We start from the raw sequence: 16,386 nt of genomic DNA, 5'->3' as shown, positions 1-16,386 counted from the left end.
CGCCACCACTCAGGCAAGGACCACTCATGCCCACGGAAGCAACTCCGTTGTCCGCGGCCGCCGGTGCACGCCGGTCGCCGGAGATCCTCACCGGCTCGGGAGCCGTCCTCCGGACGCTCGAGCACCTCGGGATCACCGACGTCTTCGGCCTGCCCGGCGGCGCGATCATCCCGTTCTACGACGAGCTGATGGCGTCGACCACGATCCGCCACATCCTCGTCCGTCACGAGCAGGGCGCCGGCCACGCCGCCGAGGGCTACGCCTCGTCGTCCGGCAAGGTCGGCGTCGCCATCGCGACGTCCGGCCCCGGTGCGACGAACCTCGTCACGGCCATCGCCGACGCCTACATGGACTCGGTGCCGTTCATCGCGATCACCGGTCAGGTGTTCTCGACGCTGATGGGCACCGACGCGTTCCAGGAAGCCGACATCGTCGGCATCACGATGCCCATCACGAAGCACTCGTTCCTGGTCACCGACCCGGCCGACGTGCCGGCGACCCTCGCCGCGGCGCACCTCATCGCGACGACCGGTCGGCCCGGCCCCGTGCTGGTCGACATCACGAAGGACGCCCAGCAGAAGTCGGCGCCCTACGTGTGGCCGCCCAAGATCGACCTGCCCGGCTACCGCCCGGTGACCAAGGCGCACGGCAAGCAGATCACCGCGGCCGCGCAGCTGCTGTCCGAGTCGAAGCGCCCGGTGCTCTACGTCGGCGGCGGGGTCATCCGCTCCCGCGCGACCGCCGAGCTCCTCCGCTTCGCCGAGGCGACCGGTGCGCCGGTGGTCACGACCCTGATGGCGCGCGGCGCGTTCCCGGACTCGCACCCGCAGCACCTCGGCATGCCCGGCATGCACGGCACGGTGCCCGCGGTGCTCGGCCTGCAGGACAGCGACCTCATCGTCGCCCTCGGTGCCCGCTTCGACGACCGCGTGACGGGCAAGGCAGACGAGTTCGCGCCGGACGCCAAGGTCGTGCACGTCGACATCGACCCGGCCGAGATCTCGAAGATCCGCTTCGCCGACGTCCCGATCGTCGGTGACGCCCGCGAGGTCCTGGTCGACCTGCTCGACGCCTGGGGCGGCATCGCCGTCGAGGACCGCGCGTCGACCGACGAGTGGTGGGCGAAGCTCCACCAGCTCAAGACCGACTTCCCGCTCGGGTACGCCGAGCCGACCGACGGGCTCCTCGCGCCGCAGGGCATCATCAAGCGCATCGGTGAGCTCTCCGGTCCCGAGGCCGTCTACGCCTCCGGTGTCGGCCAGCACCAGATGTGGTCCGCGCAGTTCATCAAGTACGAGCGGCCCAACGCCTGGCTCAACTCCGGTGGTGCCGGAACGATGGGCTACTCCGTCCCCGCGGCGATGGGTGCGAAGGTCGCACAGCCGGACCGCGTGGTCTGGGCGATCGACGGCGACGGCTGCTTCCAGATGACGAACCAGGAACTCGCGACCTGCGTCATCAACGACATCCCGATCAAGGTCGCGATCATCAACAACTCGTCGCTCGGCATGGTCCGGCAGTGGCAGACGCTGTTCTACGACGGCCGGCACTCCTTCACCGACCTCGAGACGGGGCACGCCTCGCGCCGTGTGCCGGACTTCGTGAAGCTGGCCGACGCCTACGGTGCCCTCGGCATCCGGGTCGAGAAGGCCGACGAGGTCGACGCCGCGATCGAGCTCGCCCTCGCGACCAACGACCGCCCGGTGGTGATCGACTTCGTCGTGAGCCGTGACTCGATGGTGTGGCCGATGGTCCCGCAGGGCGTCAGCAACTCGTCCATCGAGTACGCCCAGGCACTCGCGCCCACCTGGGACGACGAGGACGCCGACATGACGGGAGAAACCGCATGAGCCACGTCCTCTCCCTCCTCGTGGAGGACAAGCCCGGTCTGCTGACCCGTGTCGCCGGACTCTTCGCCCGCCGCGGGTTCAACATCGAGTCGCTCGCCGTCGGCAACACCGAGGTGGACGGCCTCAGCCGGATCACGGTCGTCGTCGACGTCGAGGACCTCCCGCTGGAACAGGTGACGAAGCAGCTCAACAAGCTGGTGAACGTCATCAAGATCGTCGAACTGGACTTCTCGCAGTCGGTCCAGCGCGAGCACATGCTCGTGAAGGTGCGCGTCGACAACCAGACGCGCTCGGCGGTGCTCGAAGCAGTGAACCTGTTCCGTGCCCAGGTCGTCGACGTGGCGACCGACTCCCTGATCGTCGAGGTGACCGGCGACCCCGGCAAGATCCAGGCGATCCTCCGCGTGCTCGAGCCCTACGGCGTCAAGGAGCTCGCCCGCGCGGGCCTCCTCGGCATGGGCCGCGGACCGAAGAGCATCACCGACCGGGTGCGCTGAGCGCCCGTCACACCCTTCCCCGGGCGCCGATGGTGCCCGGCACCGACCACAGAACCAAGGAGACACACCCTCGTGACTGACATCGTGTACGACGCCGACGCCGACCTGACGCTCATCCAGGGCAAGAAGGTCGCCGTCATCGGCTACGGCTCGCAGGGCCACGCCCACGCCCTCAACCTCCGTGACTCGGGTGTCGAGGTGAAGATCGGCCTGCAGGAGGGCTCGAAGAGCCGGCAGAAGGCCGAAGAGGCGGGCTTCGAGGTCCACACGCCGGGCGACGCCACCGCCTGGGCCGACGTCGTCGTCATCCTCGCGCCGGACCAGGTCCAGCGCATCGTCTACGCCGAGGACATCCGCCCGAACCTCAAGCCGGGCGCGACGCTCGTCTTCGGCCACGGCTTCAACATCCGCTTCGGCTACATCGAGGCGCCCGAGGGTGTCGACGTGTCGCTCGTCGCGCCGAAGGGCCCGGGTCACACCGTCCGTCGCGAGTACGAAGCCGGCCGTGGCGTCCCCGTGATCGTCGCCGTCGAGGTCGACGCGTCCGGTTCCGCCTGGGACCTCGCGTGGTCGTACTCCAAGGCGATCGGTGGCCTCCGCTCCGGCGGCATCAAGACGACCTTCACCGAGGAGACCGAGACCGACCTGTTCGGCGAGCAGGCCGTCCTCTGCGGTGGCACCTCGCAGCTCATCCAGTACGGCTTCGAGACCCTGGTCGAGGCGGGCTACCAGCCGCAGATCGCCTACTTCGAGGTCCTGCACGAGCTCAAGCTCATCGTCGACCTCATCTGGGAGGGCGGCCTCACCAAGCAGCGCTGGTCGATCTCCGACACGGCCGAGTTCGGTGACTACGTCTCCGGCCCGCGCGTGATCTCGCCGGACGTCAAGGAGAACATGAAGGCGGTGCTCGCGGACATCCAGGACGGTGCCTTCGCGAAGCGCTTCATCGAGGACCAGGACGCCGGCGCACCGGAGTTCAGGGCGCTCCGTGCCAAGGGCGAGGGCCACCCGATCGAGGCCACCGGCCGCGAGCTCCGCGCGCTCTTCGCGTGGAAGCAGAACGACGGCGACTACGTGGACGGCTCGGCCGCGCGGTAGTCTTCCGAGAACCACTCGACCTGCGAGGCGGCGGTGCACCTGCACCGCCGCCTCGCGATGTGACCCGAACGTTATGCAGCAGCTCTTCTCCAGCCCCGACGCCGCGGACCGGCGTCCCTCCGCCGTGCGCGCGGACGATTCCCGACACCCGTCGGCCGTGCTGCGCACCCGCGGTCAGGACCGCCCCGACCAGCATGGGATGATCGTTCGATGGCGGTGACGAAGCGAGCGGTCCACATCGGCGCCGGCAAGATCGGGCGTGGGTTCGTGGGCCAGTTCCTCGTGGCGAGCGGCTACGAGCTCACTTTCGTCGACGTCGACGAACGCGTGGTCTCGGCCCTGAACGAAGCCGGCCGGTTCGTGGTGCACGAGGTCGGCGAGATGCCGGTCGAGCACCTCGTCTACGGGTTCCGGGCGCTCAGCAGCAAGACCGACCGCGAGCGTGTGGTGCAGGCCATCGCCGAGGCCGACGTGGTGACCACCGCCGTGGGCGCACGCACGCTCCCGCTCGTCGCGCCGCTCATCGCCGAAGGCCTCGCGGCACGCCCGCTCGAGCGCGGTGACGTCACGATCGTCGCCTGCGAGAACGCGTTCAACGCGACCGACTCGCTGCACGCCAGCATCCGCCGAGCCCCCATCCTCGAAGACCGCGACATCGCCGCCGTCTTCGCGAACTGCGCGATCGACCGCATCGTCCCGGACCAGTCCGGTGTGCTCGGTCAGTCCGGCGGCCTCGACGTCGTGCTCGAACCGTTCTACGAGTGGGTCATCGAGCGCACCCCGTTCCTGGGCTCCGACGCCGAACCGCCGACGATCGAGGGCGTCACCTGGGTCGACGACCTGCAGCCGTTCGTCGAGCGCAAGCTCTACACGGTCAACACGGCGCACGCCACCGCCGCCTACCACGGCTACGTGCGGGGCATCCGGCTCATCCGCGAAGCACTCGAGGACGACGCCGTCCGCGCCGAGGTCGACGGGGTGCTCGCCGAGACCACCGCGCTGCTGATCGCGAAGCACGGCTTCGACCCCGAGGACCACGCGCGCTACGTCGCCGCGAACCTCTCCCGCATCGCGAACCCGCACCTGCCGGACTCCACCGCGCGCGTCGGACGCAACCCGCTCCGCAAGCTCGGCCGTCGTGAACGCTTCGTCGGCCCGGCGTCGCAGCTCGCCGAGCGCGGCCTGCCCGTCGAGCACCTTCTGGGTGCCGTCCGCGTGGCGCTCGCCTTCGACGACGAGAACGACCCGGAGTCGATCGAGCTGCACGCACTCCTGCGTTCCGGGGCGACCGCGCACGCGCTGACCGAGATCCTCACGGGCCTGATGGAGAGCCACCCGCTCTTCCCGGCCGTCCGCGACGTCGTCGCCGAGGTCCTCGCGACGCAGCCGGCCGACGTCTGACGTCGGCCTCCCGGCCGTCGCTGGTCCTCCCGGTGTCGTGTCCCTCGTAGAATCGGGGCATGACCACGGCAGCATCCCCACCAGACGGGTCGATCGACCCGGACGTGCCGAACGCCGTCGACACCGACGACGCCGCCCTCAGCTGGGGTGACGCCGACGACGCCACCCACGTCGACGCGGCGCACAACCCGGTGGCGGTGCGCGAGCGCGGCGAGCGGGACCCCGAGGCGCCCGAGACCTCCGGCGCGCTCGTCGGGTTCGGCGTCTTCGGGGGCCTCTACCTCCTCTACACGGTGGCCTGGCTCCTCACCGCGTCGACCGCGTACGTCTCCGGCGTCGACACGGTCCTCACGCTCTTCGTCGAGGTGCTCCGCTTCCTCGCGATCCTCGCGCCGGCACTCTGGTTCACGGTGGTGCTCTGGGCGGCGCGCAGCAGCCGCACGCGAACCCGCCTGCTCTGGATGCTCCTCGGCGCCGTCGTGCTCTTCCCCTGGCCGTTCCTCCTGACGCGGAGCTTCGGGTGACCGGGGCAGTGCCGGCGACGACCCGCCGGAACAGCGCCCCCGTGGTCGCGAAGATCGTGGTCTGGGTCGTGTTCGCGGCGCTGTTCGCGTACATGACGGTGCAGGCCGTCGGCAACCTGACGCAGATCAACCAGCGGGTGGACGCCTTCAACGCGTTCCTCCAGACGACCTCGGGCGGCGACTCGCTGCAGACCAGCACCCCGTGGCTGTGGCTCGTGCTCGACATCCTCATCGCGCCGGTCGCGTTCGTCGCGGCGATCGTCATCACCCGGCGTTCGAGCCTGCCCGTCACGATCGCGGTGTTCGTGGTCGCCTTCGCGGGCGCCGGCGCCCTCTGGCTCGACCTCCAGCTGTTCGTCCCGACGCTGCTGGACTTCTGACGCGACCCGTCGACGGCCAGGAGGCACGGTGCGGCCCCGCCCCGCGCCTCCTGCCCTCGTGTGGTTCTCCACAGGACCGCTCCCGCGGTCGTAACCACCGGCCCGCGTCGATAGCATGGTGGGATACCAACCGTCTCGAGTGAGGAAACAGCTGCTGTGTCGAAGCCGGTCGTCCTGATCGCCGAAGAACTCTCGCCCGCAACGGTCGACGCCCTCGGGCCCGACTTCGAGATCCGGAACGTGGACGGCACCGACCGTCCGGCGCTCCTGGCGGCGCTGTCCGACGCGCACGCCGTCCTCGTGCGGTCCGCCACCAAGATCGACGCCGAGGCGATCGCCGCGGCATCGGTCCTCAAGGTCGTCGCCCGTGCCGGCGTCGGCCTCGACAACGTCGACATCAAGGCCGCGACGACCGCCGGCGTGATGGTGGTGAACGCCCCGACCTCGAACATCATCTCGGCGGCGGAGCTCACGGTGGGGCACATCCTGTCGCTCGCACGGCACATCCCGGCCGCCCACGCCTCGCTGGCCGCCGGTGCGTGGAAGCGCTCGTCGTACACCGGTGTCGAGCTCTACGAGAAGACCGTCGGCATCATCGGCCTCGGCCGCATCGGCGCGCTCATCACCCAGCGGCTGCAGGCCTTCGGCGTGACGGTCATCGCGTACGACCCGTACGTCACCACGGCACGTGCGCAGCAGCTCGGGGTCGAGCTCGTCTCCCTCGAGGACCTGCTGCGTCGGGCGGACTTCACCACGATCCACATGCCGAGGACACCGGAGACCCTCGGCATGATCTCGGACGCCCAGTTCGCCCTGATGAAGCCGACCGCGTTCGTCGTGAACGTGGCCCGCGGTGGCCTGATCGACGAGGACGCCCTGCACCGGGCCCTCACGTCGAACACCATCGCCGGCGCCGGCCTCGACGTCTTCGTCGCCGAGCCCCCGAAGGACTCGCCGCTCCTGGCACTCCCGAACGTCGTCGTGACGCCGCACCTCGGCGCCTCCACCGACGAAGCGCAAGAGAAGGCAGGCGTCTCGGTCGCCAAGTCGGTCCGTCTCGCCCTCGGCGGCGAGCTCGTGCCCGACGCGGTCAACGTCGCGGGCGGGGTCATCGACCCGTACGTGCGCCCCGGCATCCCGCTCGTCGAGAAGCTCGGCCAGGTCTTCACCGCCCTCGCGACCTCGCCGGTCACGAGCATCGACGTCGAGGTGCACGGCGAGCTCGCCGAGTACGACGTCAGCGTGCTGAAGCTCGCGGCGCTCAAGGGCGTCTTCACCGACGTCGTGAGCGACCAGGTCTCCTACGTCAACGCCCCGCTCATCGCCGAGCAGCGCGGGGTCACCGTCCGCCTCATCACCGAGACCGACAGCCCCGAGTACCGCAACGTGCTGACGATCCGCGGTGCCCAGTCGGACGGCCCGGCCATCAGCGTGTCCGGCACGCTCACCGGCCCGAAGCAGGTCGAGAAGCTCGTCGAGATCAACGGGCACGACGTCGAGGTGCCGCTCGACCGGCACCACGTCGTGATGGAGTACACCGACCGACCGGGCATCGTCGCGGTCTACGGCAAGGAGTTCGGCCAGGCCGGCATCAACATCGCCGCGATGCAGATCTCGCGCGAAGCCGCCGGAGGCCAGGCGCTGAGCGTCCTGACCGTCGACTCGCCGGTGCCGGCCGAGATCCTCGAGCACGTCCGCTCGGCGATCGACGCGTCCTCGCTCCGCGAGATCGACATCACGCTCTAGGGGAGTGGCGGACATGAGCAGCGCGCAGACGATCCGACTCGCGGTCATCCGTGGTGACGGAATCGGCCCCGAGGTCGTCGACGAGGCCCTGAAGGTCCTGCACGCGGTCCTGCCGGACGACCTCGTGGTGCAGGAGACCCCGTTCTCCCTCGGTGCCGCACGGTACCTGGAGACCGGCGACGTCCTGACCGACGACGACATGGCAGCGATCGCGCAGCACGACGCGATCCTGCTCGGAGCGGTCGGCGGTGACCCGCGTGACCCGCGGCTCGCCGGCGGCATCATCGAGCGCGGGCTGCTCCTCAAGCTCCGCTTCGCGTTCGACCACTACGTGAACCTCCGGCCGACGACGGTGCACCCGGCCGTCCCGACGCCGCTCGCCGACCCCGGCGAGGTCGACTTCGTGGTCGTCCGCGAAGGCACCGAGGGGCCCTACGTCGGCAACGGCGGCGCCATCCGGACCGGTACCCCGCACGAGATCGCGACCGAGGTCTCGTTGAACACCGCCTTCGGTGTCGAACGGGTCGTGCGGTACGCCTTCGCGCTGGCCGACCGACGCCCGCGTCGCCACCTGACCCTCGTGCACAAGAGCAACGTCCTGGTGCACGCCGGAGCCCTCTGGCAGCGCACCGTCGCGGCCGTCGGCGCCGAGTACCCGGACGTCACGGTCGACTACCAGCACGTGGACGCGGTCACCATCCACATGGTCCGCGACCCCGCACGGTTCGACGTCATCGTCACCGACAACCTGTTCGGCGACATCATCACCGACCTGGCCGGCGCGATCAGCGGCGGCATCGGTCTGGCGGCCTCGGGCAACATCAACCCGGACGGCACCTTCCCCAGCATGTTCGAGCCGGTCCACGGTTCCGCGCCGGACATCGCAGGTCGGCAGCTGGCCGACCCCACCGCCGCGATCCGTTCCGTCGCCCTGTTGCTCGACCACCTCGGTCGCGGTGACCTGGCGGCCGCGGTGACGGCTGCGGTGGAGTCCGACCTCGCCGACCGGGGCACCACGCCGCGTCGCACGGCCGAGATCGGCGACGCGATCGCCGCCGCGGCCACGGCACGCACCACCACCGCCTGAGAAGGAGTCCTCCCCATGAGCACCGACACCGCCTTCGGACTCGAGTTCGCCAGCACCCCGTCCGCCGACCGCCGCGCGGCTGCCGAGCGTGAGCAGATCCTCGCCGACCCGGGCTTCGGCAAGCACTTCACCGACCACATGGCGACGGTCGAGTGGACGCTCGACGACGGCTGGCACAGTGCGTCGATCCACCCGTACGGGCCGCTGTCCCTCGACCCGAGCGCGAGCGTCCTGCACTACGCCCAGGAGATCTTCGAGGGGCTCAAGGCCTACCGGCACGCCGACGGCTCGGTGTGGTCGTTCCGACCGGACGCCAACGCCCGACGCTTCCAGCGGTCCGCCCGACGCCTGGCGCTCCCGGAGCTCCCGGTCGAGGCGTTCGTCGAGTCGATCCGGCAGCTCGTGCAGACCGACGTCGACTGGGTGCCCTCGGCGCCCGAGACGAGCCTGTACCTGCGGCCGTTCATGATCGCGACGGAGTCGTTCCTCGGGGTCCGCGCGGCACAGGCCGTCGCGTACCACTGCATCGCGAGCCCCGCCGGTGCGTACTTCACCTCGGGCCCGAAGCCGGTGTCGATCTGGCTGTCGACGCAGTACGCGCGCGCCGGCAAGGGCGGGACCGGTGCGGCGAAGACCGGCGGCAACTACGCCTCGTCGCTGCTGCCCCAGCAAGAGGCCTACGAGCACGGCTGCCAGCAGGTGATGTTCCTCGACTCGGTGGAGGGCAAGTACCTCGAAGAGCTCGGCGGGATGAACGTCGTCCTGGTCAAGTCCGACGGCACCCTCGTCACGCCCGACTCCGACTCCATCCTCGAGGGGATCACGCGTGACTCGATCCTGCAGTTGGCCGAGGACCGCGGCCTGACCGTCGAGAAGCGCCGCGTGACCCTCGACGAGTGGCGTGACGGCGTCGCCGACGGCTCGATCACCGAGGCGTTCGCGTGCGGGACCGCCGCCGTCGTGACCCCGATTGCCGAACTCCGGGGTGACGGCTTCACGATCGGTTCGCCGACCGTCGGGGCGGGGGAACTCACGATGTCCCTGCGCGACGAACTCACCGACATCCAGTACGGTCGTCGTCCCGACCCGCACGGGTGGATGACCAAGCTGACCGACGCGTCCTGATCGACCGGCGGGCGTGGGTAGGGTCGAACGGTGAAGATCGCACGGTTCAGCAGCAAGGGTGAAGACCCCCGGTACGGCATCCTCGACGAGCGCGCTCTGGTGGTGCTCGCGGGAGACCCGATGTACCAGGGGTTCGAGACCACGGGGGAGCGCGTGGCACTGGCCGACGCCAAGCTCCTCGCACCCGTCATCCCGCGGTCGAAGGTCATCGGCGTCGGGCTCAACTACTCGGAGCACGCCTCCGAGATGGACGAGCGTGCCGGCGACGACCCGGTGGTGTTCCTCAAGCCGAACACCTCGGTGATCGGTCCGGACGAGCCCATCCGCCTCCCCGCCGACATCGGACGCGTCGACCACGAGGGCGAACTCGCCATCGTGATCGGCTCACTCGCGAAGAACGTCCGACGTGAAGACTTCGCGAGCGTCATCCTCGGCTACACGATCGCCAACGACGTGACCGCCCGTGACCTGCAGGCGCGCGACGGTCAGTGGACCCGGGCGAAGGGCTTCGACACGTTCTGCCCGCTCGGCCCCGTGATCGAGACCGAGATCGACCCGTCGGACATCCGCATCGAGACCCGCGTCGACGGTGACCTCCGGCAGGCGGCCTCGACGAACGAGATGGTGCACGACATCCCGTCGCTCGTCGAGTTCGTGTCCTCCATCTGGACCCTCCTGCCCGGTGACGTCATCCTGACCGGGACTCCGGCCGGTGTCGGGCAGATCCGCGACGGCGAGATCGTCGAGGTCACCATCTCCGGCATCGGTTCGCTCAAGAACCCGGTCATCGCGCGGCACTGACAGCGCTCCCGAACGGCCCGTTCCCCCAGGTGGGGAGCGGGCCGTTCGTCGTTGCCGGGGAGTACCCAACCCCGGCGCAGAGGGCGACACGCCCGGGATGTGGGCCGGCTTGGCGCTGCCGTTCACCTCTGCGTAAAGTAATCACTCGTTGCCGCTGAGGCGGAGAACGGAACGGCCGAGACGATCACCGGGTTGAACACCTGGAGATGCAGTCCGGACGGGGTCCCGCTCAGGCAACCAACTCCTCGGAAACACGACCTCTGGTTGTGCGCCCAGGGAGTTGTACAAGACGAATGCCTCTCTGGCGGAACCTTTCGTGGGTCGAGCGGGGAGTGCGTCTGGTCCTTGAGAACTCAACAGCGTGCACATTGTCAATGCCAATTTATTGATTGACCTCGTGCCTGGTCGGCTTGCTGACTGGGTCATGAAGCAATTCCTTTTGGATTGAAGATTGTCAGTAGACAGTCAACAGTCAGAATCAACTCGGTCTGATGCCTTCGGGTGTTGGGTCTGTATTTTTTTACGGAGAGTTTGATCCTGGCTCAGGACGAACGCTGGCGGCGTGCTTAACACATGCAAGTCGAACGATGATGCCCAGCTTGCTGGGTGGATTAGTGGCGAACGGGTGAGTAACACGTGAGTAACCTGCCCCTGACTCTGGGATAAGCGTTGGAAACGACGTCTAATACTGGATATGATCACTGGCCGCATGGTCTGGTGGTGGAAAGATTTTTTGGTTGGGGATGGACTCGCGGCCTATCAGCTTGTTGGTGAGGTAATGGCTCACCAAGGCGACGACGGGTAGCCGGCCTGAGAGGGTGACCGGCCACACTGGGACTGAGACACGGCCCAGACTCCTACGGGAGGCAGCAGTGGGGAATATTGCACAATGGGCGAAAGCCTGATGCAGCAACGCCGCGTGAGGGATGACGGCCTTCGGGTTGTAAACCTCTTTTAGTAGGGAAGAAGCGAAAGTGACGGTACCTGCAGAAAAAGCACCGGCTAACTACGTGCCAGCAGCCGCGGTAATACGTAGGGTGCAAGCGTTGTCCGGAATTATTGGGCGTAAAGAGCTCGTAGGCGGTTTGTCGCGTCTGCTGTGAAATCCCGAGGCTCAACCTCGGGCTTGCAGTGGGTACGGGCAGACTAGAGTGCGGTAGGGGAGATTGGAATTCCTGGTGTAGCGGTGGAATGCGCAGATATCAGGAGGAACACCGATGGCGAAGGCAGATCTCTGGGCCGTAACTGACGCTGAGGAGCGAAAGCATGGGGAGCGAACAGGATTAGATACCCTGGTAGTCCATGCCGTAAACGTTGGGCGCTAGATGTAGGGACCTTTCCACGGTTTCTGTGTCGTAGCTAACGCATTAAGCGCCCCGCCTGGGGAGTACGGCCGCAAGGCTAAAACTCAAAGGAATTGACGGGGGCCCGCACAAGCGGCGGAGCATGCGGATTAATTCGATGCAACGCGAAGAACCTTACCAAGGCTTGACATACACCGGAAACGGCCAGAGATGGTCGCCCCCTTGTGGTCGGTGTACAGGTGGTGCATGGTTGTCGTCAGCTCGTGTCGTGAGATGTTGGGTTAAGTCCCGCAACGAGCGCAACCCTCGTTCTATGTTGCCAGCGGGTTATGCCGGGGACTCATAGGAGACTGCCGGGGTCAACTCGGAGGAAGGTGGGGATGACGTCAAATCATCATGCCCCTTATGTCTTGGGCTTCACGCATGCTACAATGGCCGGTACAAAGGGCTGCGATACCGTAAGGTGGAGCGAATCCCAAAAAGCCGGTCTCAGTTCGGATTGAGGTCTGCAACTCGACCTCATGAAGTCGGAGTCGCTAGTAATCGCAGATCAGCAACGCTGCGGTGAATACGTTCCCGGGCCTTGTACACACCGCCCGTCAAGTCATGAAAGTCGGTAACACCCGAAGCCGGTGGCCTAACCCTTGTGGAAGGAGCCGTCGAAGGTGGGATCGGTGATTAGGACTAAGTCGTAACAAGGTAGCCGTACCGGAAGGTGCGGCTGGATCACCTCCTTTCTAAGGAGCATCTGGTCAGTGCTGGTCGCCCATCATGGGTGGTTGGTTGCTGGTCCAGGCGCCTGTTTCGGACCGAACGTGTCCGACGGGTAGCTCATGGGTGGAACATTGACAGTGCAGTTGGGAGTGATGCTTCCGACCTCAGTACGCTCTGCTTGCAGGGTTGGGACGGGTCGTGGGTGGAGCTGCCGGCTGGTGCACGTTGTTGGGTCCTGAGGGACCAGGCTTCCTACTGTCACGTGAGTGGTGGTGGGGGTTGGGCCTACGGGTCCTTCGTCGGGCCAGGGTGAACCTACCGTTGTGGTGGGGGAGTGCTGGTGCCGATCGTATGTTGAGAACTACACAGTGGACGCGAGCATCTTTGATTCGCGTCATCCATGATCCGCCTTCGGGTTGGTGTGGTGTGACGTTGGATCGCAATTTTAATCTTTGTGGTCAAGTTTCTAAGAGCAAACGGTGGATGCCTTGGCATCTGGAGCCGATGAAGGACGTAGAAATCTGCGATAAGCCTCGGGGAGCTGATAATCGAGCTGTGATCCGAGGATTTCCGAATGGGGAAACCCCGCCAGGCGCTTTTGCGACCTGGTGACTCCCGCCTGAATATATAGGGCGGGTAGAGGGAACGTGGGGAAGTGAAACATCTCAGTACCCACAGGAAGAGAAAACAACATGTGATTCCGTGAGTAGTGGCGAGCGAAAGCGGATGAGGCTAAACCGATCATGTGTGATAGCCGGCGGGCGTTGCATGGTCGGGGTTGTGGGACACGTCACTCAGTTCTGCCGGACTGGGACGGTTACAGCGCATCATAGTCGAACCGGTTTGAAAGCCGGGCCGTAGTGGGTGCCAGCCCCGTAGACGAAATGGTGTTATGGCCGGATGTGTATCCCAAGTAGCACGGGGCCCGAGAAATCCCGTGTGAATCTGTCAGGACCACCTGATAAGCCTAAATACTCCCAGATGACCGATAGCGGACAAGTACCGTGAGGGAAAGGTGAAAAGTACCCCGGGAGGGGAGTGAAATAGTACCTGAAACCGTTTGCTTACAAACCGTCGGAGCCTCCTTAGTAGGGGTGACGGCGTGCCTTTTGAAGAATGAGCCTGCGAGTTAGTGATATGTGGCGAGGTTAACCCGTGAGGGGCAGCCGTAGCGAAAGCGAGTCTGAATAGGGCGTTTGAGTCGCATGTTCTAGACCCGAAGCGAAGTGATCTATCCATGGCCAGGTTGAAGCGACGGTAAGACGTCGTGGAGGACCGAACCCACTTCAGTTGAAAATGGAGGGGATGAGCTGTGGATAGGGGTGAAAGGCCAATCAAACTTCGTGATAGCTGGTTCTCTCCGAAATGCATTTAGGTGCAGCGTTGCGTGTTTCTCGCCGGAGGTAGAGCTACTGGATGGCCGATGGGCCTCAACAGGTTACTGACGTCAGCCAAACTCCGAATGCCGGTGAGTGAGAGCGCAGCAGTGAGACGGTGGGGGATAAGCTTCATCGTCGAGAGGGAAACAACCCAGACTACCAACTAAGGTCCCTAAGCGTGTGCTAAGTGGGAAAGGATGTGGAGTTGCACAGACAACCAGGAGGTTGGCTTAGAAGCAGCCACCCTTGAAAGAGTGCGTAATAGCTCACTGGTCAAGTGATTCCGCGCCGACAATGTAACGGGGCTCAAGCACACCACCGAAGTTGTAGATTTCGCACTATAGACAAGCCTTCGTGGTTCAGTCGTGCGGAGTGGTAGGAGAGCGTCGTGTGGCGAGTGAAGCGGCGGAGTGATCCAGCCGTGGACGCTACACGAGTGAGAATGCAGGCATGAGTAGCGAAAGACGGGTGAGAAACCCGTCCTCCGAAAGACCAAGGGTTCCAGGGCCAGGTTAATCCGCCCTGGGTAAGTCGGGACCTAAGGCGAGGCCGACAGGCGTAGTCGATGGACAACGGGTTGATATTCCCGTACCGGCGAACAACCGCCCAAGCTAATCCAGTGGTGCTAAGAGTCCTAACCCGGTACAACCGGATCCCTTCGGGGTGATGGTGGCCGGTCTAACGCTCGACCCCATGCTGGTGCGGTTAGCGTATGAACAGGTGTGACGCAGGAAGGTAGCTGAGCCAGGCGATGGTATCCGTAAGGTGAACCTGGTGTAAGGATGTAGGGCTGACGATAGGCAAATCCGTCGTCTGTATGCCTGAGATCCGACGCGTACCCGTAAGGGGAAATCAGTGATCCTATGCTGCCGAGAAAAGCATCGACGCGAGGTTGCAGCCGCCCGTACCCGAAACCGACTCAGGTGGTCAGGTAGAGAATACCAAGGAGATCGAGAGAATCGTGGTTAAGGAACTCGGCAAAATGCCCCCGTAACTTCGGGAGAAGGGGGGCCGGACACGTGACCGGATTTACTCCGTGAGCGTTGAAGGCCGCAGAGACCAGTGGGAAGCGACTGTTTACTAAAAACACAGGTCCGTGCGAAGTCGCAAGACGATGTATACGGACTGACGCCTGCCCGGTGCTGGAAGGTTAAGAGGAAGGGTTAGCCTTTGGGCGAAGCTCTGAATTTAAGCCCCAGTAAACGGCGGTGGTAACTATAACCATCCTAAGGTAGCGAAATTCCTTGTCGGGTAAGTTCCGACCTGCACGAATGGCGTAACGACTTCCCAGCTGTCTCAACCGCGAACTCGGCGAAATTGCACTACGAGTAAAGATGCTCGTTACGCGCAGCAGGACGGAAAGACCCCGTGACCTTTACTACAGTTTGGTATTGGTGTTCGGAGTGGCTTGTGTAGGATAGGTGGGAGACTGTGAAGCGGGCACGCTAGTGTTCGTGGAGTCATTGTTGAAATACCACTCTGGTCACTTTGGATGTCTAACGTAGGACCCTGATCGGGTTCATGGACAGTGCCTGATGGGTAGTTTAACTGGGGCGGTTGCCTCCCAAAGAGTAACGGAGGCGCCCAAAGGTTCCCTCAACCTGGTTGGCAATCAGGTGGCGAGTGTAAGTGCACAAGGGAGCTTGACTGTGAGACTGACAGGTCGAGCAGGGACGAAAGTCGGGACTAGTGATCCGGCAGTGGCTTGTGGAAGCGCTGTCGCTCAACGGATAAAAGGTACCTCGGGGATAACAGGCTGATCTTGCCCAAGAGTCCATATCGACGGCATGGTTTGGCACCTCGATGTCGGCTCGTCGCATCCTGGGGCTGGAGTAGGTCCCAAGGGTTGGGCTGTTCGCCCATTAAAGCGGTACGCGAGCTGGGTTTAGAACGTCGTGAGACAGTTCGGTCCCTATCCGCTGCGCGCGTTGGAAATTTGAGAAGATCTATCCCTAGTACGAGAGGACCGGGATGGACGAACCTCTGGTGTGTCAGTTGTTCTGCCAAGGGCACCGCTGATTAGCTACGTTCGGACCGGATAACCGCTGAAAGCATCTAAGCGGGAAGCCGTCTTCGAGATGAGATTTCCATGCACCTTGAGTGTGAGAGGCTCCCAGCAGACTACTGGGTTGATAGGCCGGATGTGGAAGCGGGGACTAACGACCCGTGGAGCTGACCGGTACTAATAAGCCGAAGACTTGATAACACACTGATTTCCGTGCACTTGTTGCACGGGCTCGCGTCCACTTTGTGGTTCCCGACAGACGATCGGGAATCGAAACTGAATACACCGCTCTGCCCTCTTCACGGAGGGCAGCAGCTGGGACAGCTTTGAGACCAGATCATGGTCGAAGGTGTTCCGGTGGTCATAGCGAGAGGGAAACGCCCGGTCACATTCCGAACCCGGAAGCTAAGCCTCTCAGCGCCGATGGTACTGCAAGGGGGACCTTGTGGGAGAGTAGGACGCCGCCGGACTTAAC

10 protein-coding genes and 3 rRNA genes are annotated in these 16,386 nt (G+C 64.9%); all 13 read left to right on the top strand.

Going from position 1 to position 16,386, the window contains the following annotated elements:
- Positions 1-26 precede the first annotated feature (26 nt).
- The 13 genes from DEJ19_RS11675 to rrf all read left to right on the top strand — a co-directional run bounded on the left by DEJ19_RS11675 (position 27) and on the right by rrf (position 16,381).
- Complete coding sequence (locus tag DEJ19_RS11675; protein WP_027466529.1) at positions 27-1,850, top strand: acetolactate synthase large subunit; 1,824 nt, start codon at positions 27-29, stop codon at positions 1,848-1,850.
- Positions 1,847-2,347 carry an acetolactate synthase small subunit gene (ilvN, locus tag DEJ19_RS11670; protein ID WP_017888842.1) on the top strand — a complete coding sequence of 167 codons (501 nt, stop codon included), beginning with the start codon at positions 1,847-1,849 and terminating at the stop codon, positions 2,345-2,347. Before DEJ19_RS11675 ends, ilvN begins: the two co-directional genes overlap by 4 nt.
- Before the next feature lie 72 nt (positions 2,348-2,419).
- Positions 2,420-3,445, top strand: a complete 1,026-nt coding sequence (ilvC, locus tag DEJ19_RS11665; protein ID WP_111233808.1) for a ketol-acid reductoisomerase — start codon at positions 2,420-2,422, stop codon at positions 3,443-3,445.
- Positions 3,446-3,655: 210 nt separating this feature from the next.
- On the top strand, positions 3,656-4,846 hold the full coding sequence (locus tag DEJ19_RS11660) for a mannitol-1-phosphate 5-dehydrogenase (RefSeq protein ID WP_071405813.1): 1,191 nt from the start codon (positions 3,656-3,658) through the stop codon (positions 4,844-4,846).
- 59 nt (positions 4,847-4,905) lie between these two features.
- Positions 4,906-5,370 carry a hypothetical protein gene (locus DEJ19_RS11655; protein ID WP_111047588.1) on the top strand — a complete coding sequence of 155 codons (465 nt, stop codon included), beginning with the start codon at positions 4,906-4,908 and terminating at the stop codon, positions 5,368-5,370.
- A complete protein-coding gene (locus DEJ19_RS11650) occupies positions 5,367-5,750 on the top strand; it encodes a hypothetical protein (protein ID WP_111055293.1) in 384 nt (127 codons plus the stop codon). Before DEJ19_RS11655 ends, DEJ19_RS11650 begins: the two co-directional genes overlap by 4 nt.
- A 156-nt stretch (positions 5,751-5,906) precedes the next feature.
- Complete coding sequence (gene serA / locus DEJ19_RS11645) at positions 5,907-7,496, top strand: phosphoglycerate dehydrogenase (protein WP_111233809.1); 1,590 nt, start codon at positions 5,907-5,909, stop codon at positions 7,494-7,496.
- A gap of 13 nt (positions 7,497-7,509) precedes the next feature.
- Entirely contained in the window at positions 7,510-8,583 is a 1,074-nt protein-coding gene (locus DEJ19_RS11640; protein WP_111233812.1) for a 3-isopropylmalate dehydrogenase, read from the top strand.
- A gap of 15 nt (positions 8,584-8,598) precedes the next feature.
- Positions 8,599-9,708 (top strand): branched-chain amino acid aminotransferase, encoded by a 1,110-nt coding sequence (locus DEJ19_RS11635; protein ID WP_027466537.1) that lies wholly within the window; start codon positions 8,599-8,601, stop codon positions 9,706-9,708.
- 30 nt (positions 9,709-9,738) lie between these two features.
- The gene (locus tag DEJ19_RS11630; protein ID WP_027466538.1) at positions 9,739-10,509 is read left to right on the top strand and encodes a fumarylacetoacetate hydrolase family protein; all 771 of its coding nucleotides are present in this window, start codon (positions 9,739-9,741) and stop codon (positions 10,507-10,509) included.
- Positions 10,510-11,028: 519 nt separating this feature from the next.
- Positions 11,029-12,550, top strand: a 16S ribosomal RNA gene (locus DEJ19_RS11625).
- 433 nt (positions 12,551-12,983) lie between these two features.
- Positions 12,984-16,112: ribosomal RNA gene (locus DEJ19_RS11620) — 23S ribosomal RNA — on the top strand.
- A 152-nt stretch (positions 16,113-16,264) separates the two neighbouring features.
- Positions 16,265-16,381, top strand: a 5S ribosomal RNA gene (gene rrf / locus DEJ19_RS11615).
- The 16S, 23S and 5S rRNA genes sit together here, the layout of an rRNA operon.
- Positions 16,382-16,386: the final 5 nt, after the last annotated feature.

It is taken from the genome of Curtobacterium sp. MCSS17_016, assembly GCF_003234255.2.
Classification (GTDB): Bacteria; Actinomycetota; Actinomycetes; order Actinomycetales; family Microbacteriaceae; genus Curtobacterium; species Curtobacterium flaccumfaciens.
This window is presented reverse-complemented; position numbering and strand designations above follow the sequence as displayed.